General features: G+C 67.4%; 17 protein-coding genes. 8 read left to right on the top strand and 9 right to left on the bottom strand.

Annotated elements, in window-relative coordinates:
• Positions 1–44: 44 nt before the first annotated feature.
• The 4 genes from AC13FN_RS08395 to msrB all read right to left on the bottom strand — a co-directional run bounded on the left by AC13FN_RS08395 (position 45) and on the right by msrB (position 4,834).
• Complete coding sequence (locus AC13FN_RS08395) at positions 45–1,496, bottom strand: aminotransferase-like domain-containing protein (protein ID WP_049435147.1); 1,452 nt, start codon at positions 1,494–1,496, stop codon at positions 45–47.
• A 241-nt stretch (positions 1,497–1,737) separates the two neighbouring features.
• On the bottom strand, positions 1,738–2,475 hold the full coding sequence (gene msrA / locus AC13FN_RS08400) for a peptide-methionine (S)-S-oxide reductase MsrA (RefSeq protein WP_482984656.1): 738 nt from the start codon (positions 2,473–2,475) through the stop codon (positions 1,738–1,740).
• Positions 2,476–2,489: 14 nt separating this feature from the next.
• Positions 2,490–4,259 (bottom strand): cytochrome c biogenesis protein DipZ, encoded by a 1,770-nt coding sequence (locus tag AC13FN_RS08405; RefSeq protein WP_482984655.1) that lies wholly within the window; start codon positions 4,257–4,259, stop codon positions 2,490–2,492.
• A 2-nt stretch (positions 4,260–4,261) separates the two neighbouring features.
• Positions 4,262–4,834 (bottom strand): peptide-methionine (R)-S-oxide reductase MsrB, encoded by a 573-nt coding sequence (gene msrB, locus AC13FN_RS08410; protein WP_049444889.1) that lies wholly within the window; start codon positions 4,832–4,834, stop codon positions 4,262–4,264.
• Between the two features lie 144 nt (positions 4,835–4,978).
• Here msrB and AC13FN_RS08415 point away from each other — a divergent pair, with 144 nt between their 5' ends.
• Both AC13FN_RS08415 and AC13FN_RS08420 read left to right on the top strand, forming a co-directional pair.
• Complete coding sequence (locus tag AC13FN_RS08415) at positions 4,979–5,698, top strand: response regulator transcription factor (protein ID WP_014645826.1); 720 nt, start codon at positions 4,979–4,981, stop codon at positions 5,696–5,698.
• Complete coding sequence (locus tag AC13FN_RS08420) at positions 5,695–7,164, top strand: sensor histidine kinase (RefSeq protein ID WP_049435143.1); 1,470 nt, start codon at positions 5,695–5,697, stop codon at positions 7,162–7,164. The genes AC13FN_RS08415 and AC13FN_RS08420 overlap by 4 nt, the downstream gene beginning before the upstream one ends.
• Here AC13FN_RS08420 and AC13FN_RS08425 read toward each other — a convergent pair.
• Both AC13FN_RS08425 and AC13FN_RS08430 read right to left on the bottom strand, forming a co-directional pair.
• Positions 7,161–8,507, bottom strand: a complete 1,347-nt coding sequence (locus tag AC13FN_RS08425; RefSeq protein ID WP_197646684.1) for an ATP-binding protein — start codon at positions 8,505–8,507, stop codon at positions 7,161–7,163. The genes AC13FN_RS08420 and AC13FN_RS08425 overlap by 4 nt on opposite strands.
• Positions 8,504–9,193 (bottom strand): winged helix-turn-helix domain-containing protein, encoded by a 690-nt coding sequence (locus tag AC13FN_RS08430; protein ID WP_010484092.1) that lies wholly within the window; start codon positions 9,191–9,193, stop codon positions 8,504–8,506. The genes AC13FN_RS08425 and AC13FN_RS08430 overlap by 4 nt, the downstream gene beginning before the upstream one ends.
• A 349-nt stretch (positions 9,194–9,542) precedes the next feature.
• On the opposite strand from AC13FN_RS08430, the gene asnB reads away from it, so the two are divergent.
• Complete coding sequence (gene asnB / locus AC13FN_RS08435; protein ID WP_482984654.1) at positions 9,543–11,444, top strand: asparagine synthase (glutamine-hydrolyzing); 1,902 nt, start codon at positions 9,543–9,545, stop codon at positions 11,442–11,444.
• A 444-nt stretch (positions 11,445–11,888) separates the two neighbouring features.
• Here asnB and AC13FN_RS08440 read toward each other — a convergent pair whose 3' ends face one another.
• A complete protein-coding gene (locus AC13FN_RS08440; protein ID WP_482984653.1) occupies positions 11,889–12,236 on the bottom strand; it encodes a phasin family protein in 348 nt (115 codons plus the stop codon).
• A gap of 116 nt (positions 12,237–12,352) precedes the next feature.
• Positions 12,353–12,715: a 6-carboxytetrahydropterin synthase QueD gene (gene queD / locus AC13FN_RS08445; protein WP_010484089.1), complete on the bottom strand. Its 363-nt coding sequence runs from the start codon at positions 12,713–12,715 to the stop codon at positions 12,353–12,355.
• A 223-nt stretch (positions 12,716–12,938) separates the two neighbouring features.
• On the opposite strand from queD, the gene AC13FN_RS08450 reads away from it, so the two are divergent.
• From AC13FN_RS08450 to AC13FN_RS08460, 3 genes are all read left to right on the top strand, one after another.
• Positions 12,939–15,578 carry a TonB-dependent receptor plug domain-containing protein gene (locus AC13FN_RS08450; protein ID WP_482984652.1) on the top strand — a complete coding sequence of 880 codons (2,640 nt, stop codon included), beginning with the start codon at positions 12,939–12,941 and terminating at the stop codon, positions 15,576–15,578.
• A gap of 74 nt (positions 15,579–15,652) precedes the next feature.
• The gene (locus AC13FN_RS08455; protein ID WP_482984651.1) at positions 15,653–18,247 is read left to right on the top strand and encodes a M14 family zinc carboxypeptidase; all 2,595 of its coding nucleotides are present in this window, start codon (positions 15,653–15,655) and stop codon (positions 18,245–18,247) included.
• A gap of 96 nt (positions 18,248–18,343) precedes the next feature.
• Positions 18,344–18,529 (top strand): hypothetical protein, encoded by a 186-nt coding sequence (locus AC13FN_RS08460; RefSeq protein WP_312391807.1) that lies wholly within the window; start codon positions 18,344–18,346, stop codon positions 18,527–18,529.
• A 230-nt stretch (positions 18,530–18,759) separates the two neighbouring features.
• On the opposite strand, the gene AC13FN_RS08465 is transcribed toward AC13FN_RS08460, so the two are convergent.
• Positions 18,760–20,175, bottom strand: coding sequence for a DEAD/DEAH box helicase (locus tag AC13FN_RS08465; protein ID WP_401741930.1), 1,416 nt, complete (start codon positions 20,173–20,175; stop codon positions 18,760–18,762).
• An 816-nt stretch (positions 20,176–20,991) separates the two neighbouring features.
• Here AC13FN_RS08465 and AC13FN_RS08470 point away from each other — a divergent pair.
• Both AC13FN_RS08470 and maiA read left to right on the top strand, forming a co-directional pair.
• Entirely contained in the window at positions 20,992–21,981 is a 990-nt protein-coding gene (locus AC13FN_RS08470) for a fumarylacetoacetate hydrolase family protein (protein ID WP_478413272.1), read from the top strand.
• 14 nt (positions 21,982–21,995) lie between these two features.
• Positions 21,996–22,679: a maleylacetoacetate isomerase gene (gene maiA, locus AC13FN_RS08475; RefSeq protein ID WP_482984650.1), complete on the top strand. Its 684-nt coding sequence runs from the start codon at positions 21,996–21,998 to the stop codon at positions 22,677–22,679.
• Positions 22,680–22,693 lie beyond the last annotated feature (14 nt).

Consider the following 22,693-nt stretch of genomic DNA (forward strand, 5'->3'; position numbering starts at 1 on the left):
CAGCGGGGACCATTGACGAAGGGCAGCCGAGCGTAGGCTCGGCTCTACAGGAGCTGGCGCGCCGCCAGCTCCCGCGCGATCGCCCCCAGCCGTTCAACCGCACCGATGAAGCGCGCATCCAGCGTCTGGCAGCACGACAGCCGCAGGCAATGCCGGTAGCGCGCGCCGCGCGAATACACCTGGCCGGGCATGAACACGATGTCCTCCTGCAGCGCACGCTCGAACAGCTCGCGCGTATCCACGCCCGGTAGTTCCAGCCACAGCAGGAATCCGCCCTGCGGCTCGGTGGCGCGGGTGCCGGGCGGGAAATGTTCGGCCACCAGCTGGCGCAGCCGCCCTACCTGTTCGCGATACAGACGACGCATGCGATGCAGGTGATGCTCGTAGCTGCCCGCTTCCAGATAGGCTGCGACTGCGTCACCCAGCAGCTGCGGTTCCCCGCCGGTGGACTGGAATTTCAGCAGTGCGATGCGCTCGGCGAAGCGGCCGCCCTCCAGCCAGCCGATGCGATAGTCCGGCGCCAGCGTCTTGGAAAAGCCACCGACCACCATCACCCAGCCGTTGCGATCAAAGGCTTTCAACAAGGGCGCCGGCGGTTCGCAGAACTGCAGCTCGGCATACACCGCATCTTCGATCAATGGCAGCTGGCGCGCGTTGACCAGTTCGGCCAGGCGTTGCTTGGCCACTGTCGGCATGGTGCAGCCCAGCGGGTTGTGCACGGTCGGCATCACCACCAGTGCGGCCAGCGGCGTGTGCTCCAGCAGCGCATCCAGCGCATCCACGTCGAGCCCGTGCTGCGGGTGGGTGGGCAGTTCGATGGCCTGCAGGCCCAGGTTGGCCAACAACGGGTAGAGGTTGAAGTAGGACGGCGCCTCGATGCCGACCGCATCACCTGGCTGGGTGACTGCACGCAACGCCAGCTGCAGCGCTTCCATTGCACCGTGGGTCAGCAGCAGGCGCTCGGCGTGGGTGTGCAGGCCCATGCGCGGACCACGGCGCACGATCTGCGCCAGCAGCCGCGGCGAACCATTCGGGCGCGCGTAGGTCTCCACCGTCTGCTGGCCATGGCGCAGCACCTGCGCGGTGTGTCTGGCCAACTGCGCGCCGGGGTAGAACTGGCGACCGCGCGGGCCGGCGAAGGCCAGGTCGATCACGCCGGGGCGACGTTGTGCCTCCAGTACCCGGGCCATCAGCACCTGCTGCAGTGGTGCGGTGGGCGCGGACGGGGTGTCGCGCAGCGACCGTTCCGGCACCGACAATCGTGGCGCAACCTCGAAACCGGCCTTGGGCCGCGGAATCACCAGGCCGGCATCTTCCAGCTGGCGATAGGCGGCAATCACCGTGTTCAGGCTGAGCCTGCGCTGCAGGGCCATCTGCCGAAGCGAAGGCAGGCGGCTGCCTACTGGAAGCCGGCCGCCGTGGATGGCCTCGGCCAGTTCGTCGGACAGCCGTTGGTAGCGGGGTGGGATCATCGCGCCCTGGTCATCTGTATCCATCGAATTTCCCGCCATCTGGTGCTGTACCCATGATGATGGCGAGACTAGCATGTCGTTGTCGGCCGGGCCTGATCGGGGCGCGGCCGATACTTCCCAAGCGCACGGCTGGATGGCCGTGCGTTCTTTTTTTGTGTAGAGCCGAGCCCATGCTCGGCTGCTTTTCCGCCAACAGCAGCCGAGCGTGGGCTCGGCTCTACAGAAGAGCAGCGCCAAGCACCGATCAGCCCCAGGGGAAAAGCCGTCAGCGCATCGGCACCAGCGCCGCATCGCGCCGGTACAACGCCGGGAACTGCTTGCCCAGCGCGGCCAGCTTCGGTGCGTCGTAGTAGCGGATGTAGGCCGCCTGCGGGTAGTTCGTCATGTAGTTCTGGTGGTAGCTCTCGGCCGGGTAGAAGTGCTGGCCGCTGACCAGCTGGGTGATGATCGGCGCGCGGTAGCTGCCGGCCTGGCCGAGCTGGGCGATGTAGGCGCGGCTGGCCGCCTGCTGGCGTGCGTCGTCAGTGAAAATCGCCGATCGGTACTGGCTGCCGTGGTCCGGCCCCTGGCGGTTGAGCTGGGTCGGGTCGTGCACTACCGAGAAGAACACCTGCATCAGCTGCCCGTAGCTGACCTGGCGCGGGTCGTAGTCGATTTTCACCGCTTCGGCATGACCGGTCTGGCCTCCGCTGACGCGCTCGTAGCGTGCATCGGCGCCGCTGCCACCGATGTAGCCGGAGACTGCGTTGCTCACACCCTTGACGTGCTGGAACACGCCCTGCACGCCCCAGAAGCAACCGCCGGCGAACACCACGCTGGCGTGGGTGGCGTCATCGCGGAACGCGGCGTCGCCCGTGGGTGCCGGTAGTGCCTGGGTCTGCGCGCTGGCTTCGAGCGGTGCCGCGATGGCGCCGTGGTCAACGAGTAGCACACCGGCGATCAATGCCGTGGCCACCAGACCTGCAACACCGGCGGCGATGCCCTGTTCAAAGGAGAGTTTCATCGTGTGCTCCCGGTTCAACCGAAGGTGAAGGCATAGGCCTGCACACCCGAGTCGAGGAACTCGATCTCGAAGCGATGCGGGCCGACCGTGCCGCGCTGGCGGATCAGCTGGTACAGGCGGTGCTCGTCGACCACACCGCTGCCATCGGCACCGACATCGCTGCCGGCATCGGCGGCAGGCAGTGGCTTGCCGTCCAACAACACGCGGAAGCGCACCGGCTTTCCTTCCTGGGCCGGCGCCAGCACCAGGTGCAGGTCGCGCGCATGGAACTGGAAGGCGATGCGTCCACCGGCCTGCTGCAGCTGTGCCGCTTCGTCGGTGACGGTCCAGCGCCCGGACAGTCCCCACTGGTTCAACGCGAGGGTGGCCGGCAAGGTGTAGTCGAACGCGGCATCACTGCGTTGCCCGCCGGGCGAGGCGAACTGCTCGGCGCGGGCGTGGCCCAGATAGGTTTCCGGCGAGCGCAGATTGCCCATGTCGGCCTGCGCAGCCACACCCTTCAGATCAGCGGCAGCGGGATCAGCCGGTGGCGGCAGATGGGTCTGGCCCGCTTCGGTCAGCAGGCGACGGATCATCTGTTCCGAGCGCGCGTAGTTGCCCTCGCCGAACTGGTGGCCGCGGATGTTGCCCTGCGCGTCGACGAAGTACTGCGCCGGCCAGTAGCGGTTGTTGAACGCGCGCCAGATCGTGTACTGGTTGTCGAGCGCCACCGGGTACTCGACCTTGAGTTGCTGCACGGCCTTCATCACATTGCGCGGGTCACGTTCGAAGGCGAACTCCGGCGTGTGCACGCCGACCACCACCAGGCCGTGGTCACGGTAGCGGCGTTCCCATTCGTGCACGAACGGCATCGCGCGCAGGCAGTTGATGCAGGAGTACGTCCAGAAATCGACCAGCACCACCTTGCCGCGCAGCTGCTGGGTCGCCAGCGGTGGGCTGTTGAGCCAGCCGGTGGCGCCGTCCAGCGCGGGTAGGGTGCCTTCCACCGGCAGCGGTGCATCGGCTGCGGCGTTGGCACCGGCCATCATCATCATCGGCGGTGCCGCCGGCTGCGCGCCGGGTACCGCATCCAGCAGGCCCTGCTCGATGCGTGCGGTGCTGACCGTCGAAAGACGGGTGAGCAGGCCGGTATCCCAGCCCAGACCGATCGCCACCACCGCCAGCAGCGCGGCTACGCCCAGCACCTTGCGCAGTGCGTCGCCGAGGCCAAGCCGCGCCTGCAGCGCACGGAACACGCGGCCGCCCACCCACACCGCCAGCGCCAGTGCGGTGATTGCACCCAGCGCATAGGCCAGCAGGAGCGCACTGGTACCGACGCTGGCGCCATGCAGGGCAGCACCGGTCAGCACCAGGCCGAGGATTGGCCCGGCGCACGGTGCCCACAGCAGGCCGGTGGCGATGCCGATCAGCAGCGAGGTCCACGCGCCGCCGTGCCCCGCAGCATCCGCCGCATCGGCACGCGCGCTCAGGCGGGCACCCACGCGCTGGAACGGCGCCAGCAGATGGTCGGCCAGTCGTGGCCATAGCAGGGCGGCTGCGAACAACGCCATCAGCAGCAGGGCGATCCAGCGTCCAACCTGGTTGGCCTGGGCCACCCATTGGCTGCCCACCGCGGCCAGGCTGGCGACCACGGTGAAGGTCAGTGCCATGCCCAGCAGCAGCGGTAGCGTGCTGCGCAGGAACGGACGGTCGGCACGCGCGAACACGAACGGCAGCACCGGCAGGATGCAGGGGCTGAGCAGGGTCAGCGCGCCCCCGAGGTAGGCAAGCAGCAACAGCAGCATCGTCAGGCTCCGGAAACAGGGGAAGAACCGACCGGCACCCGCCAGCCGTCGGCGGTGCCATCCGTGGCGCCGGGAACGAACACCATCGCCGCACCGTTCATGCAGTAGCGCAGCCCGGTCGGGCGCGGACCATCGTTGAACACATGGCCGAGGTGGCCGCCACAGCGGCGGCAATGCACCTCCACCCGCAGCATCCCGAAGGTGACGTCGCGGTCTTCGCCGATGGCGTTGTGCAGCGGCGCCCAGAAGCTGGGCCAGCCGGTGCCGCTCTCGAACTTGGTGGAGGAGGAGAACAGCGGCAGTGCACAGCCGGCGCAGGCGAAAGTGCCCTGCCGGTGTTCCTTGTTGAGCGGGCTGCTGTACGGGCGCTCGGTGGCCTGCTGGCGCAGCACCGCGTACTGCGCCGGGGTCAGCTGCTGGCGCCACTGCGCATCGCTGTGCATGACTTCGAACTGTCGCGGCGGGCGCGCTTCAGCGGCGGCCGGGGCCGCGCGGCTGCAGGCCCCCAGGCCGAGCAGGCCGGCGGCGGTGGCAACACCGCCCAGGCCCAGCAGATGGCGGCGGGACAGGGACATGGCGGACTCCGGGAAGGGGCGACGGGGCCATGCTGCGCCCGCCCGGGTCAACGAATCCTCACGCAGGATTCAATTTTTCGTGAGGTATCGGCGGCCGTCCCGCGCCACAATGTGGACAGCCTTCCCACTGGCCCCGAGCTGCCGATGTCCACCAAACGCGTGCTGATCGTTGAAGACGATGCCCACATCGCCGACCTGCTGCGCATGCACCTGGGCGATGAGGGTTACGACGTCGCCCACGCCGCCAGCGGTGACGCCGGCCTGCGCCTGCTAGAGCAGGACGGCCCGTGGGATGCGCTGGTGCTGGACGTGATGCTGCCCGGCGTGGACGGCCTGCAGGTCTGCCAGCGTGCACGCGCGATGGCGCGTTATGTGCCGATCATCATCATCAGTGCGCGTGGCAGCGAAACGCAGCGCATCGTTGGCCTGGAACTGGGTGCGGATGACTACCTGGCAAAGCCCTTCTCGATGCCGGAACTGGTGGCCCGCGTGCGTGCGCTGCTGCGCCGGGCCGAGGCGATGGCGCAGAGTGCCCGCATCGATGCCGGCGCGATCGAACTGGGCGGCTTGCAGCTGGATCCGGTTGCGCGTACCGCCTCGGTGGATGGCAATACGCTTGAGCTGACGCCGCGCGAGTTTGACCTGCTGTTGTTCTTCGCCCGTCATCCGGACCAGGTGTTCGCGCGCATGGAGCTGCTCAACCAGGTCTGGGGCTACCAGCACGACGGCTACGAACACACGGTCAACACCCACATCAACCGCCTGCGCAGCAAGATCGAGCCGGACCCGGCCAATCCACGGCGGCTGCTGACGGTGTGGGGCCGTGGCTACAAGCTGGTCGACCCGGCCGGGGCGGCGGCATGATCAAGCCGAACCTGTGGCAGAAGCTGGCGGCGGTGATCGCCGCGCTGATGCTGATGTGCTGCATGGCGCTGCTGGCACTGCAGATGCGTGCCAATACCCGCCACGAGCAGGAGGTGGTGCAGCGGCTGTCGCTGGGCCTGGCCGAGCACATCGCCCAGCGCAGCGAGCTGATGGATACCAGCGGCATGCGCGATGCCGCGGTGCGCGCGCTGTTCGGTCAGCTGATGGCGGTCAATCCCAGCGTCGAGGTCTACCTGCTGGACGACCAGGGTCGCATCCTTGGCCACGATGCACCCAGTGGGCATCTGGTGCGCAACCGGGTGGACGTGGCGCCGCTGCGTCGCCTGCTGGCCGGTGCGCCGTTGCCGATCCTCGGCGATGACCCGCGCAGCGCGGATGGCCGCAAGGTGTTCAGTGCAGCACCGCTGATCGTGCAGGGCCGCCAGGCCGGCTATGTGTACGTGGTGCTGGTCGGCGAGCACCGGCAGATGCTGGCCGACGATCTCGCCGCCGGCAGCCAGTGGAACACCACGCTATGGTCAGTAGTGCTGGTGGGGGGGCTCGGCCTGCTGGCCGGGCTGGTGGCGTTCTACTGGGTGACCCGCCCACTGCGGCGGCTGACCCGCCGCATCCAGGCGTTCGACATCGACGCACCGACGCCGCTACCGCCGCCGGAGCCGCTGCGCCCCGGCGAGCGCGACGAACTGGTGATCCTCGAACACGCGCACGCACAGATGGCGCAGCGGCTGGGTGAGCAGTGGCAGCAGCTGCGCCAGCAGGACCTGCAGCGCCGCGAGCTGGTCGCCAACATCTCGCACGACCTGCGTACGCCGTTGTCGTCACTGCACGGCTACCTGGAAACGCTGGCATTGAAGGACGCCGCACTGTCGCCGGATGAGCGCCGCCGCTACCTCGGTATCGCGCTGGCGCAGAGCGCCAAGGTTGGCCGGCTGGCGCGTGCGCTGTTTGAGCTGGCGCGGCTGGAACATGGCGAAGTGCGCCTGGAGTGGGAGGTGTTCGCGCTGCCGGAACTGCTGCAGGACGTACTGCAGAAGTTCGAGCTGGCCGCGCAGGCGCGCAACCAGCGCCTGCACGCCGGGTTCCCGCCGGGCCTGCCACTGGTGCGCGCCGACTTGGGCCTGGTCGAGCGGGTGCTGACCAACCTGCTCGACAACGCGTTGCGGCATGCGCCGGAGGGTGGCCGGATCGAGGTGTGCCTGCGCGCGACGCCGGACAGCGTTGAGGTGACTGTTGCCGACGACGGCCCCGGCGTAGCCCCCGCGCTGCGTGCGCAGCTGTTCCAGGCGCCGGCCGCGCTGGGCGCACGACGCGGTGACAACGGTGGCCTCGGCCTGTTGATCGTGCAGCGCATCGTGCAGCTACATGGGCGCCGGATCGAACTGCGCGACAGCGAGCAGGGCGCGCTGTTCGTGTTTGCCTTGCCACGCGCGGAACCGGCGGTCTAGCAGGTCGTCTCGCCCTCCACGGCACCACCGCTTTCCAGCGGCAGGTGCAGGCGGATGCAGGCACCGCCCAACTCCGAATCGGTCACCTCGACGTGGCCGCCATGCTTGTCGGCCACCACCTGCACCAGCGCCAGGCCGAGGCCGAAACCGGGGCTGCCCGGATCCAGCCGCACATAGGGTTGCAGCACCTGGCCGCGCAGTTCGGGCGCAATGCCGGGGCCGTCGTCCTCCACCTGCAGGCACAGCCAGCCGTCGTTGACGGTGCTGGCGATGCGGATCTGCCGCCGCGCGTAGCGCAGGGCATTGCCGAGCAGGTTGCGCAACGCCAGTTCCAGCATGTGCCGGTTGACGTTGACCAGCCCCGCCGGCGACAGCGCCTGCTGCACCGGCATCGGCAACGGCGCGAACTGGGCCACCACGCCACGTACCAGTGCCGCCAGCTGCAGGCGCTGGCGGGTCAGCTGGTGACAGCGGCCGAGCGCGGCGTACTCGACACCGGCATCGGTGAGGTGCTGCAGCCGATCGACATCGGTGCGCAGGCCGCCCAGGGCATCACGCTGGATCTCGTCCAGCGCGGTGTCTTCCAGGTCGGCCAGGCCGAAGCGCATCCGCGCCAACGGCGTGCGGACTTCGTGCGCCACCGCCTGGGCCAGTACGCGCTGGCTCTCCAGCAGCTGCTGCAGCTGCTCGGCCATGTGGTTGAAGGCATTGGCCAGCGGCCGCACCAGCGCGGTACCGGCGCGCGGCGCGCGCGTGTCCAGCTGGCCATCGCGCATCTGCCGGGCGGCCTGGGCCAGCTGCGAGACGTCGCGCCACAGGCGGTAGACCATCACGTACATCGGCAGCGCCACGGCCACCATCAGGATCAGCAGCAGGATCGCCACGCCGGACACTTCGCTGTCCTGCCAGCCTTCCTCCGGCAGCGCTTCATCCAGTGGCCCCAGCATCACGGCATAGTCGCTGTCACCGATCCGCTGCAGGCTGCGCATGTGTTCGAGGTCGATCTGCACCCGGCCGTTGTTGAGCGGCGGTCGCTGGCTGGCCGACAGCTCTTTTTCCGCCTCGGCAAGCGGCACCATCTGCAGGGCATAGGCGAAGTCGGCGTCGAGCCCGCGTGCCAGCGCCGGCCATTGCTCGCGCGGTGTTTCCGCGAAGCGCTGCTGCAGCAGCGCATGGGTGCCACGCATCTCGGCCAGCAGGCTGGCTTCGGTGCGGTCTTCCAGCAGCGCATCCCAAGCCCACAGGCCAAGCACGATCAGCAGCAGGTGGGCGACCAGGAAGCCGATGCCGTAGCGCAGGAAGTGGAAGGCGTGGCCGCGCATGGCCGAAGGCGTGCGCTTCATCCCCATGCCGAGCGGCTGAACAGGTAGCCGCGTCCACGCACGGTCTTGATCCGCTCCGGTTGTTCAGGGTTGTCGCCCAGCTTGCGGCGCAGGCGCGAGATGCGTGCATCGATCGAACGGTCCAGGCCATCAAAGGCGATGCCACGCAGGCCGCGCAGCAGTGCATCGCGGTCCAGGATCTGGCCGGCGTTGCTGGCCAGCAGGAACAGCAGGTCGAACTCGGCCGTGGTCAGCTCCAGCAGGCCGCCCTGCAGGTGCACATTGCGGGTGGACGGGTCGATGTTCAGCTCGCCGAAGCGCAGGCTGCCGTCGCGCGGTTCGACCCGGCGATGGCGGCGCAGGTGCGCACGCAGGCGGGCCAGCAGCACCCGCGGTTCGATGGGTTTGCCGATGTAATCGTCGGCCCCCAGCTCCAGTCCCAGCACCTGGTCGATGTTGTCGGTGCGGGCGGTCAGCACACAGATGATGCCGTCATAGTGGGGCCGGATCTGCCGACACACTTCGAAACCATCCTGGTCGGGCAGGCCGACATCGAGCAGGACCAGGGCCGGCTTCTCGGCCAGGATCCGGGCTACCGCGCGCTCACCACTGCGCTCATGGGCCACCTGGTAGCCATGCCGCTGCAGATAGTCGCTGACCATCGTACCCAGGCGGGCATCGTCTTCGACCAGTACGATATCCAGCATTTTCAAGGCCTCCGTGGGGCATACGTACCGCCACGGCACGAGCGCGGCGATGCTATCCCAGCCTTCGGGCCACCCGGGTCCAGGGGGCGGGCGCCATTCAGCCGGGGTTGCTGGCGCGCGGGCCGGGCCTCAGGCCTGGCAACAACTTGGCGTCCAGCATAGCTTGTTGCCGTTACAAAACGTTACCTTCGTGATACGTCTGGTGACCATCGCTGACAGCAAAGCGACTGACGCGGGGCAGGTGCGGCGCCGAGCATGGAGTCTCCTCCGCTCCGCGTGCCGTTCCCATGTCGCCCGCCGCCCCCCGCCTGCTGAACCCGTCCCGCCGCTTCCGCTGCGGAGGTGCCCGATGAGCGGCGTGGTCGGCGCCTGGCTGCAACCCGCCGAGGACGAACAGCTGCTGCAGCAGCTGGCGCCGATGCTGCGCGCGCTGCAGCAGCGCGGCCGCGGCCGCATCGGCTACTGGACCGACGCCGAGGCCGGCCTCGCGCTGGGCCACTGCCGGGCACCCACCGATACGCCGTTGCAGCCGCTGAGCTCGGACTGCGGCCGTTACGTGCTGTGCCTGGACGGCCGGCTGTACAACCGTGGCGACCTGCAGGCGCAGCTGCGCGATCTGCCGCGCAGTTGCAGCGATGCCCGGCTGCTGCTGCAGGCGATCGTTGAATGGGGCGTGGAGCGCGCGCTGTCGCGTATCGAAGGCGCCTTCGGTTTCAGCGTATGGGACCGTGAGTCGCGTGCGTTGTGGTTGGCGCGTGATCCGGTCGGTGAGCGGCCGCTGTACTACGGCTGGTTCCAGGGCCAGTTCCTGTTCGCCTCGGAAATGAAGGCGCTGCAGGCCTTCGCCGGCTTCGCGCCGAGCATCGACCAGGATGCGCTGAGCCTGCTGCTGCGCCACGACTATGTGCCGGCGCCGCACACCATCTACCGGGGCATCCACAAGCTGGTGGCCGGCGCGGTGCTGCGCGTCGACCTCAGCGATCACGCGGCGGGTGGTTCCAGCCAGGCGGCGCAGGGTGGTTCGCGCTACTGGTGCGCGCGCGACGCGATGCAGAGCGCACTGCAGGAGCCGCTGCAACCGACGCCGAGCCTGGAACAGGCGACAGACCAGCTGGAAGCCGTACTGCAGAAGGCCATCGCTTCACGCATGCATTCGCCGCTGGCCTGCGGTGCGTTCCTGTCCGGCGGCACCGACTCGTCGCTGGTGACGGCGATGATGCAGGCCCAATCGACCTTGCCGATCGAGGCGTGGACGGTCGGTTTTGACGATCCCGGCCATGACGAAAGCGATTGGGCCTCGCAGGTCGCGCGCCATCTGGGCGTGCAGCATCATCTGCACCGGATGGATGCGCGGCAGGGCCTGGACCTGCTGCAGCGCCTGCCGCAGGTCTGGTGCGAGCCGTTCGCCGATGCCTCGCAGCTGCCGACCCTGCTGGCCAGTGAACTGTTGGGTGCGCGCAAGCCGGTGGCGCTGACCGGTGACGGCGGCGACGAACTGTTCTTCGGCCACCCCAGCTACGGCCGCGCGCTGCGCAATGCACGCCTGTGCGGTGGCCTGCCGGACTGGGTGCGCGACCTGGCGCGGCGCAGCGGCAACCGCATGAACGTGGAGCGTGGCCGCCTCGGCGGTTGGCGTGCGCTGGTGGCCGAGGTCGCTGCCAACGATGTGGAAGGGCATTACCTGCAGCGGGTCACCCGCTGGCGCCAGCCGGCGCAGGTGGTGCTGGGCGCGCGCGAACCGATCACGATCTTCCAGCAGCAGGACACTGCGCTGCCGGCAGAGGCGCGTATCCAGCTGCTGGATTTCCGCATGGACCTGGCCGAGGGCATTCTCGCCAAGGTCGATCGTGCCGGCATGGCAGCGGGCGTTGAAACGCGTGCGCCGCTGCTGGACATGGAGGTGGTGCGCTTGGCCTGGCGCCTGCCGCAGCATCTGAAGTACCACGACGGCGAGCACAAGCGGATTCTCAAGCACCTGCTGGCACGCTACCTGCCCGAGCCGCTGGTGTACCGCCCCAAGCGCGGTTTCGGTCCGCCGATGGCACGTTGGTTGGCAGGCCCGCTGCGCGATTGGGCGGAGGCGCTGCTGGATCCGCAGCTGCTGCGCAACCAGGGCTGCTTCGATGCGGCGCGCGTGCGCGGTATCTGGGAAGCGTTCCTGCGCGGCGAGCGCAAGTGGCACACGCACCTGTGGAACGTGCTGATGTTCCAGGCGTGGCACCAGCACTGGCACGGTGGTCGCGGGCGTTGAGCCGTTTCAGCTTGGCGTGTGGCGGATTCATTCTGCGTGGCGCAGGGCGGATGCCCTTGCGTACGAATGTCCTCCGGCGCCGGCCGTTGGCCGTCGCCTCCCCCTTTACTTCGTACGCAAGGGCATCCGCCCTGCGCTCGAAATCTATCGGCGCCTCATTGAAGGCAGATTGCTCGCAGCCTTACCCACCGCAAGCCGAGCCTCGTCGGGGTGGGTAGGGGTTTGGGCAAAGTAAAGGAGGAGGTGACGGCCAACGGCCGGCGCCGGGGGACATTTGCCCAGGCCCCTGCCTGCCCCGGCGGGGCCCATCAGTTTGCAGGGAGTCCAGACGAGGAAGCGCTCTTCAATCCAGACAACGGGCAAAAAAAGACCCGGCAGAGGGAGGGATCTGCCGGGTCCGGATTGCGTGGGGGGAGGGACCCACGCAATGAGCGTTGCGTCGCGTCAGTGGTTGTTCGCGTCCGCCGTTGATTCGTTGTAGCCCTGTGCCAGTTCGGACCAGGCCTTGCTGGCCTGCAGGCCGAGCCCGACCATGTCCTGCTGGGCCTGACCCAGCCGCTGCAGGTTGTCCTGCCACAGTTGCGCGCCCGTGGAGAGCGTACCGGCCGCGTCTTCACTGCGGGCCAGTTCGCCCAGCCAACCGCTGGTCGCGGTCAGGTTGCGCTCCATCACCTTCAGCTGTACGCCGAACATGCTTTCCGCGTTCTCCAACGCCAACCGGTTCGCGCGCGTTGCCGCGGCGGCGAGCTGGCGGGTGGCATCACTGAAGCGATCGCTGAAGGCGGCGGCCATGGGGCATCATGAAGTGGCTTGATGCATTGCAGCATACGCCCTTGATGCCGCATTGCAACAAAAATAACAAAGGCGCCCAAGGCGCCTTTGAAAAACCTTTCAGATCAATGGGTTGATCAGATCTCGGGGCCGCGGTAGCGGCAGCCCGACGTGCAGGTTTCGTGCACGGTGATCTCGCTCAGCGCTGGCAGGCTGGGCTTGAGCTCGTTCCAGATCCACACCGCCAGGTTCTCGCTGGTCGGATTCTCCAGGCCGGGGATGTCATTGAGGTAGTGATGGTCCAGGCGGTCGTAGATCGGCTGGAAGGCCGCCTTCACGTCGCCGAAGTCCATGATCCAGCCGGTCTGCGCACCTGGCTCGCCCTCGACCTTCAGTTCCACCCGGAACGAGTGGCCGTGCAGGCGCGCGCACTTGTGCCCCGGCGGCACGTTGGGGAGGCGGTGCGCCGCCTCGAGCATGAAGACTTTGAAGATTTCCATGGCGCGATTGTACGCCGTGGGCGGTTCGGCAGCCTGAGCGGATGTTGGGCTTTCGTGAAGTAACTCTTTCCATCCGGATGAAGAGATGATAGTTTCTCTTATATCCGTATGAAGAGATGATAGTTTCTCTTATATCCGTATGAAGAGATGTTATTGGCCGGACCCCGGCCAGGCATGGATTACTGCGGAACTTCGTCGCCCTTTCCACCTCCCCCACATCGTCATGCCCAAGCACACCTTGCTCGTGGCGGCCCTGGCCGTCGCTCTGGCCGCGCCTTTGTCCGCCGCCGCCGAAACCTCCGCCGACGCCAGTGGCGAAGCCAGCACCCTGGCCGCCGTGCGCGTCACCGGTTCCAACATCAAGCGTACCGATACCGAAGCCTCCAACCCGGTGCAGGTGATCGGCCGCCAGCAGCTGGAACAGACCGGCAAGGCCACCGTGGCCGACGTGCTGCGTTCGATCTCGGCCAACACCGGCAACGCCAGCAACGAAACCACCAACAACGGCTGGGCCTCCGGCTCGGCCGGCATCGGCCTGCGTGGCCTGTCGCAGAAGAACACGCTGGTGCTGCTCAACGGCCGCCGCCTGGCCAACTACGGTTTCCCGGCCGGTGGCCTGTCCGACACCTTTGTCGATCTCAACGCGCTGCCGCTGGTTGCGGTCGAGCGCATCGAAGTGCTCAAGGACGGCGCCTCGGCGGTGTACGGCTCCGATGCCGTGGCCGGCGTGGTCAACATCATCACCCGGCAGAACTTCGAAGGCGCCGAGATCGGCGGCAGCTTCGGCGGTGCCGACCAGGGCGGACTGCACGAGCAGAACCTGAAGTTCGTCGGCGGCCTGGGTGATCTGGACACCGATGGCTACAACATCCTCTTCAGCCTGCAGGGGTACAACCGTGAGCGCCTGGACCAGGACGAACGCAACCTGACCAGGAGCGGCATCTACACCGACAAGCCGGGTGGCCGCTGGAACGGCTGGTCGGCCAAGGGCGCGCGCTACCTGGTCAACGGCGTGTCGGTACCGATGCTCGATGCCAGCGGTAACTGCCCGGCTGGCACCACCCGCGTTGCCAGCGCGCCGATTGATGGCCTGTCCGGTGACACCTGCGGCTTCAACCAGGCGCCGTTCACCACGCTGATCCCCTCGACCAAGCGTTACCAGGCCTATGCCAACGGCACCTTCCGCCTGAACGACAACGTCGAAGCGTTCGGCGAAGTGCTGTACAGCCAGATCAAGAGCGCCGCATGGTTCGGCAGCAGCCCGTTCTTCACCCTGGAGAGCGGCCGCTTCGCACTGAACGCCAACAGCGGCCTGGCCGAGCCGGTGTCGTCGCTGCTGCCGGCCAGCAATCCTTACAACCCGTACGGCCGTGCGATCCCGATCGAGTACACGTTCTTCGACCTTGGCGGCACGATAAAGACCAACCGCTCCACGGCCTATCGCGGCGTGTTCGGCCTGCGCGGCACCACCGCCAACTGGGACTGGGAAGTGGCTGCATTCGGTGCGCGCAGCAGCGAACGCGAGAGCGTGTCCGGCGGCTTCGCCAACCGCTGGGCGCTGGCCGATGCGCTGGCCACGGGCAGCTACAACCTGCTCAACCCGGCGGCCACGCCGCAGTCGGTGCGCGACTCGATCAACATCGCCACGCTGCGTCCGGCCGAATCCAAGCTGCAGGGCATCGATGCGAAGATTTCCGGCAGCCTGGGCAACACCTGGGCCGGCGAGATCGGCTTCGCCGCCGGTGCCGAGTGGCGCCGCGAGAAGCTCGATTCCAACAACCCGTGGCAGATCGACGCCGGCCTGCAGGTGCGCCCGGCCATCGCCGAAGTGCACGGCAAGCGCCAGGTCAGTGCGGCCTATGCCGAAGTGAACGTGCCGCTGGCCTCGACGCTGGAGCTGTCCGCCGCCGCGCGTGCCGATCACTACGATGATTTCGGCGATGCGTTCTCGCCGAAGATCGGTCTGCGCTGGCAGCCGCTGGACTTCCTGCTGGTGCGTGCATCGGCCTCGAAGGGCTTCCGTGCACCGTCGCTGTCGGAGAACTCCAACAGCACCAGCATCGCCTACGGCAGCGTGGTCGATCCGCGTGATCCGGACGTGCCGGGCTCGCGGCAGAACCCGACCTTCTTCACCGTTGGCAACAACGAGCTGAAGCCCGAGCGCACCAAGAGCGTGAACTTCGGCGTGGTGCTGTCGCCGTGGACCAATACCAACCTGAGCGTGGACTACTACCGCATCCAGCTGGACAACCTGGTCGGCACCAACAACACCCAGACCCTGGTCAACGACAATGTCGCCGGTGCCGTGCAGCGCGATGAACGTGGCAAGCTGCAGGCGGTCTACAACCGCTACCAGAACCTGAGCGAGCTGAAGACTTCGGGCATCGATGTCGAGCTGCGCCAGCGTATCCCGACCGCTGCGCTGGGTGACTTCACCGTGTCCTCGGCCTACACCCACGTGCGCGACTACCGTCGTCCGACCGTGGTCGGCGGCCCGCTGGTGGACTACGCCGGCAGCAACCTCGGCGCGACCCTGCCCAAGGACAAGGCCACCACCACGCTGGACTGGAAGTACGGCGACTTCAACGCCGCCGTGACCTGGTACTACACCAGCGGCTACCGCCAGGAAGCCAGCACCGCGGCCAAGGCCGTGCAGCAGCGCGTCGGCAGCTACAGCCAGTACGACCTCTACCTGGCCTACACCGGCATCGACAAGCTGACCGTGTACGCCAAGGTGCAGAACCTGGCCGACAAGACGCCGCCGTACGACGCCTCGTTCCCGGGCATCCGCGCGCCGTACGACTTCAGCCAGTACGACCTGCGTGGCCGCTACTTCACGCTGGGCTTCGATTACCGCTTCTGATCCATCCGCCGCAGCCGGTCACCTGAAGGGACCGGCCGCGCGACTGTCTGCCGTTGTGTTCCAGGGGAGTCACCGTGTCCTTGCATCGCCGTGCCGTTCTTCCGTTGCTGCTTGCCGCCGCCACCGCACTGTCCTCGCCGCAGCCGGTGCAGGCACAGAGCGCGTACTTCTTCCCGCAGGTCACCGACGCAGCGGCGTTCGATGCAGCGGTGCCCACGCCGGAGCACTTCCTCGGCTACCCGATCGGCAGCCGCTACACCCGGCACGACCAGCTGGTGGCGTACTTCCAGGAACTGGCGAAACGCTCGGACAAGATCAGCGTGCGCGAGATCGGCCGCAGCTACGAGGGCCGTCCGCTGCTGATCGCCACCGTCACTGCTGCAGGCAATCATGCGCGGCTGGGGCAGATCCGCCAGCAGCACGCGACCCTGGCCGATCCGGCGCAGCCGCGCAGCGCCGCCGGCGACAGCCCGGTGGTGGTGTGGCTGGGCTACAGCGTGCACGGCAACGAGACCTCCAGCGCCGAGGCGGCGATGCTGACCGCTTACTACCTGGTGGCCAACCGCAGCGCCGAAACCCAGCAGTGGCTGCAGCAGGCGGTGGTGCTGTTCGACCCGGCGCAGAACCCGGATGGCCGCGATCGCGCCGCCAACTGGCACAACGCCTGGGCCTCCGACCCGGCCTCGGCCGACCCGGCCGACAAGGAGCACGTCGAGCCGTTCCCGCAGGGCCGCACCAATCACTACTTCACCGATCTCAACCGCGACTGGCTGGCCCTGACCCAGCAGGACTCGCGGCCGAAAGTGGAAGTGTTCCACCAGTGGTACCCGAACGTGCAGATCGACTTCCACGAAATGGGCAAGGACAGCACCTACTACTTCGAGCCCTCGCCGAAGAGCATGCACAGCCCGCTGATTCCGGCGGCGTCGTATGAATTCAACAAGACCCTGGCCAAGTACCACGCGCAGGCGCTGGATGCGCTGGGGTCGCTGTACTACACCGGCGAGAACTTCGACAACTTCTCGCCGGTCTATGGCTCCACCTACCCCGACTTCCATGGCGCCGTCGGCGTTACCGTCGAGCAGGCCAGCTCGCGCGGTCGCGTGCAGGAATCGGTGAATGGCCTGCTGACCTTCCCGTTCACCATCCGCAACCAGGTCGCCACCGGTCTGGGCACGGTGCGCGGCGCGGTGACCGAACGCAACGGCCTGTTCGACCTGCAGAAGCAGTTCTTCCAGAGCGCGTTGAAGCAGGCTGCGCAGCAGCCGGTGAAGAGCTTTGTGTTCGGCGACGCGCACGATCCGGCACTGACCCGGCGCCTGCTGGAACTGTTGCTGCTGCATCGCATCGAGGTGCGCGCGCTGGACCGTGCAATCACTGTCGATGGGCAGCGCTTCGATGCCGGCAGCGCCTACGTGGTGCCGGTGCGGCAGGCGCAGTTCCGCCTGGTGCACTCGATCTTCGCCGAGACGCCGCCGATCAAGGGTGATGTGTTCTACGGCAGCACCAGCTATGCGATTGCACCGGCGTATGGCGTGGCGTTCGCCGGCAGCCGCAGCCGCATCGAAGGCGGCGCCCGCGTGGCCGCGCCGCCAGCGGAGCAGGGCGCAGTGCTGGGTGGCCAAGCCGGCTTCGCCTATGTCATCGACTGGCGCGACTACAACGCCGGGCGTGCGCTGGCGGTGCTGCAGGCCAGAGGTTTGAGCACACGCGCAACGTTCCAGCCATTTACCGCTTCGACTGCACAGGGCGAGGCCGATTTCGCCGCTGGCAGCATCGTTGTTCCGGTGGCCGGGCAACCGCTGCACGGCGCGGCGCTGCTGGATGCGGTGAGTGCTGCTGCACGCGATGCCGGCGTACGGGTACATGCGTTGTCCAGCGGCCGCAGCCGCGAAGGCGTCGACCTCGGCAGTGATGGCGTCAAGGCGCTGCGCAAGCCTGCGGTGGCACTGGTGATGGGCGAGGGCGTGGCCGCCACCGAAATCGGATCGGCGTGGTTCCTGCTCGACCAGCAGCTGCAGCTGCCGGCCAGCAAACTGGACCCGCAGCAGCTGGGCAAGGTGCCGCTGGACCGCTACACCACGATCGTGTTGTCTGGTGGTCTCTACACCGGTGTCGATGCCACGGCGGTGGCTGCACTGAAGCGCTGGGTGCAGGCCGGTGGTTCACTGGTGACCTATGGCAGTGCCTCGAAGTGGGCGATCGAGCAGAAGCTGGCCGACGGCGAGAAGCTCGGCAAGGAAGAAGACGCTGCTGACGAAAGCCGCCGTGCGTTCGGCGACCAGCGCGACATCGCCGCGATCGAGCGGGTGAGCGGCAACATCCTCAGTGCCGATGTTGATACCAGCCATCCGCTGGCGTTCGGCGTGCCGCGCCGGCAGTTGGCGATCAACAAGGAGAACACGGTGACGCTGCAGCCGAGCACGAATCCGTTCTCGACGGTGGTGCGTATTGATACGCCGCCGCGGGTGAATGGTTACCTGTCCGAGCGCAACCGTACGCGGGTTGCGGGCAGTGCATGGCTGCTGGTGTCGGCGCAGGGGCAGGGCAACGTTGTGCTGTTTGCCGATGACCCCGCGCACCGCAAGTACTGGCACGGGACGGACCGGCTGCTGATCAACGCGATCTTCTTCGGGAATCTGGCGAATCCGAGTAAAGCGCGGGGTTGAGGTTTTACGCGCCTTGATTGATGCGTGTGGGGGAGGCCGGGCGGGCTGCGCAGGACACGCTGTGAATACGTCCATGTAAGCTCGATCGGCGCATCCATGCGCCTCACGGTCCTGCGCAGCCCGCCCGGCCTCCCCTCGACAGGTTCCTGCGGGCGCGGACGCATCGAACCCAAGGCGGGAGCAAAAGCAAAAGCGGGCACTGCGGCTTCGGCTTTTGCCTTTGAATTTGATCTTTCTTCTCCCGGCTACCCGGCGGGAGAAGAAGGCGCAGGCAATGCTTGAAGCGGATGGGCATGGGGGCAGCGCAGAACCGTTGGCGCCATGGAGGGCGCCATCGAGCTTACATGGACGTATTTACAGCGTGTTCTGCGCTGCCCCCATGCCCATCCGCCCTCGGTACCGCCACCGCGTACTTTATTACCCGGTAGCCAGCAACAAAAAAGGACGGCGCGTCAGCGCCGTCCCTCGATAAGCCCCCGCGCAGCGGGAGACGTCATCCATTTCAGCTGGGATCAGCCGGCGCGATTGCCGCCGTTGCCGCCCTGGCCGCGGCCACGGCCACCACCATTGCCACCACCACCGCGACGCTGGCCCTGACCCGCACCGGCACGCTGCTGGCCATTGCCACCGCCCTCACGACGGCCACCACCGGCCTTCTTCGGGCCGGCATGTGCATGGCGCGGCGCATCGCCGTGCGGACGGCGCGCGTGGCTCTTGCGCGGTGCGCGCTCGCCGGTATCGTGCTCGGCCTTGCCCGGTGCACTGTTGCCCCAGCGGATCGGCGTCTGCAGCTCGAAGCCCGGCACGTCGCGGATGTCCATGTCGCGGCCCAGCAGGCGAGTGATCGCACGCAGCAGCTTCACTTCGTCCTGCGCCACCAGCGAGATCGCCTGGCCGGTGGCACCGTTACGGCCGGTACGGCCGATGCGGTGCACGTAGTCCTCGGCCACCATCGGCAGATCGAAGTTGATCACCTTCGGCAGCTCGTTGATGTCGATGCCGCGCGCGGCGATGTCAGTGGCCACCAGCACGGTCACGCGGCCGGCCTTGAAGTCACCCAGTGCACGCAGGCGCTGGCCCTGGCTCTTGTTGCCGTGGATCGCTGCGGTCTTGATGCCGGACTTTTCCAGGAACGTGGCCAGCTTGTCGCTGCCGTGCTTGGTACGGGCGAAGACCAGGGTCTGCTCGCGGCTGTCCTGCGCCAGCAGGTGCAGCAGCAGGTCACGCTTGCGGCTGCCGTCGACCGGGTGGACGCGGTGGGTGATGGTCTCGGCCACGGTGTTCTTCGGCGTCACCTGGATCTGTTCCGGGTTGCGCATGAACTCCAGCGCCAACTGGCGGATGTTGTCCTCGAAGGTAGCCGAGAACAGCAGGGTCTGGCGGTTCTGCTTCGGCAGCTTGGCCAGGATGCGCTTGATCGACGGCAGGAAGCCCATGTCGAGCATGCGGTCGGCTTCGTCCAGCACCAGCAGTTCAATGCCGGACAGGTCGATGCTGCGACGCTCCAGGTGGTCGATCAGGCGGCCCGGGCAGGCCACCAGCAGGTCCACGCCACGGCGCAGGATGTCCAGCTGGTTGCCCATGCCGACGCCGCCGTAAATGCAGGCGCTGGGGATGCGCAGGTACTTGCTGTAGCCGCGCAGGCTGTCGTGCACCTGGGTGGCCAGTTCGCGGGTTGGGGCCAGGATCAGCGCGCGCGGCTTGCGCGGGCCGCTGCGCACTTCCTGCGAAGCGGTGCCCAGGTGCTGCAGCAACGGCAGGCCGAACGCGGCGGTCTTGCCGGTACCGGTCTGTGCACCGGCCAACAGGTCGCGACCGGCCAGCGCCAGCGGGATCGCCTGCTGCTGGATCGGGGTCGGGTTTTCGTAGCCCTGCTCGGCAAGCGCGCGCAGCAGGAAGGGCGCCAGGCCCAGCGATTCAAAAGACATTGAGTTTGCTCCAAGTACAAGAAACGCCTGTCCAAACGGACAGACGGGGGCAGATCAAACTGATCGGCTGACTCGGAGCGTTCCCGTGAACCGCGCTGCGAGAATTGGGTGCAGCCGGCACGAAGCGCAGGCTGGAATGCGTGACGAACGGCGTCGGAGTGGGGGCGGGCGAAGAGGGCGGACCCTGGTCGCCGGCGATCCCGGAGGGAAACGGACGGCCGCTGCAGACCCCGTAAGTCTAAACGATGTTTGAGACTTCACGCAAAAAGGCCTGTTCAGGTAAGGGGCTCTCTGCAGGGCTGCGCCCTGCACCTGCAGAGGCCGGAGCCAAGGCCAGAACAACGTCAGAAGCCGGGTTCCTGCGGGTAGGCGGGGTGGGTCCGGTGGCAGGGGACGCTGCAAGTACGTACCCCGCCTTCGACGGTTTTCCGCGATCTGTCGGATCTCATTCGATCAATTTCGATGTCTGAAGGATCTCGACGATGAATGATGTGGATGTTCGATCCGTCATCGGGAACCTGTCGGGGGTGGGGTGGTGTAGGTGGGCAGGACCGTTGGCGCCATGGATGGCGCCATCGAGCCCCCAAGGATGGGTTTACGGCGTGTCCTGCCCACCCACACCGCCCCGCCCAACCAGCAGAAAGCCAGAGCCGCTTTTGACGTTGCCGTTGCCGTTGCCTTGAGCAGGTGCAGGGCTGCAAGCCCTGCCGAACCCCCCACTACGGTAGGGTGGGCCGATGCCGCGCTGCAGCTTGGCGCCGCCGCAGATTTGATTACACTTGAAACTTGTTTGCCCACGACTCCGGACACCCACCCATGAAGCTTGGTTCTTTGAAGGAAGGCGGCCGCGACGGCACCCTGATCGTCGTCTCGCGTGACCTGCGCCACGGCGTGCGCGCCACCGGCATTGCCGCCACCCTGCAGCAGGCCCTGGAAGACTGGAGCCACATCGCGCCGCGCCTGAACGCCGTGTACGAATCGCTCAACGCCGGCGACGCCGATGGCGTGTTCGACCTTGACCCGCAGGCACTGGCCGCGCCGATGCCGCGTGCCTATGAATTCGTCGATGGCAGCGCCTACCTGCCGCATGTCGAGCGCGTGCGTCGTGCCCGTGGCGCTGAAGTGCCGGAAAGCTTCTACACCGATCCGCTGATGTACCAGGCCACCAGCGCCGGCTTCCACGGCCCGCGCGACGCGGTCAAGGTGGTCAGCGAGGACTACGGCATCGACCTGGAAGCGGAGATCGTGGTGATCACCGACGACGTGCCGATGGCCGCCACCCCGGAGCAGGCGGCGGGCCATATCCAGCTGGTCGGCCTGGTCAACGATGTCTCGCTGCGCAACCTGATCCCGGGCGAGCTGGCCAAGGGCTTCGGCTTCCTGCAGTCCAAGCCGCGTTCGGCGCTGTCGCCGGTGTTCGTCACCCCGGATGAGCTGGGTGCGGCCTGGCAGGACAGCAAGGTGCACCTGCCGCTGCTGACCCACATCAACGGTAAGTGGTTCGGTGCGCCGGAAGCGGGCGTGGACATGCAGTTCAACTTCGCCCAGCTGGTCGCGCATGCGGCCAAGACCCGTCCGCTGGGCGCCGGCACCATCGTCGGCTCGGGCACCATCGCCAACGAAGACACCAGCAAGGGTGCATCGTGCTTCGCCGAGCAGCGCGTGGTGGAGACCCTGCGCGACGGCAAGCCGAGCACGCCGTTCATGTCCTTCGGCGACGTGGTCCGCATCGAGATGCTTGATGCCGCGGGCAACAGTATCTTCGGTGCGATCGAGCAGCGCATCGAACAGGCGGCCAAGCCCTGAGCATGGAGGCGGCGATGGAGATCCTGGGTGACGACGGCCCGGTCGACGACGGCATCGTGCTGTACACCTACTGGCGATCCAGCGCCGCCTACCGCGTGCGCATCGGCCTGGAGCTGAAGGGCCTGGCCTGGGAGGCCCGGCCGGTGCACCTGGTCCGCGAGGGCGGCGAACAACACCTCGACGCCTATCGCACGCTCAATCCGCAGCAGCTGGTGCCTACGCTGCTGCATGACGGTCAAGTGCTGACCCAGTCACTGGCGATCGTGGAATACCTGGACGAGCGCTTCCCGCAGGTACCGCTGCTGCCGGCCGACGCCGCCGGCCGCGCGCGGGTGCGGGCGCTGGCCCAGCTGGTGGCCTGCGATATCCATCCGATCAACAACCTGCGGGTGATGCAGTACCTGGAGCGCGACCTGCAGTTGCCGGCCGACGCCCGCGCGCAGTGGACTCTGCACTGGATCGCCGAAGGCTTCCAGGCCATGGAAACGCTGCTGGCCAACAGCGGTGACACAGGCACGTTCTGCCACGGTGATCGTCCGGGCCTGGCCGACCTCTGCCTGATGCCGCAGCTCTACAACGCACACCGCTTCGGCTTGGACCTGACGCCGTACCCGACCCTGCGCCGCATCGAAGCGGCCTGCCAGGCGCTGGACGCCTTCGACCGCGCCCGCCCGGAAAACCAGCCCGACGCCGCCTGAACCCAAAAAAAGGG

The sequence above is a fragment of the Stenotrophomonas sp. 115C5 genome, from assembly GCF_056861055.1.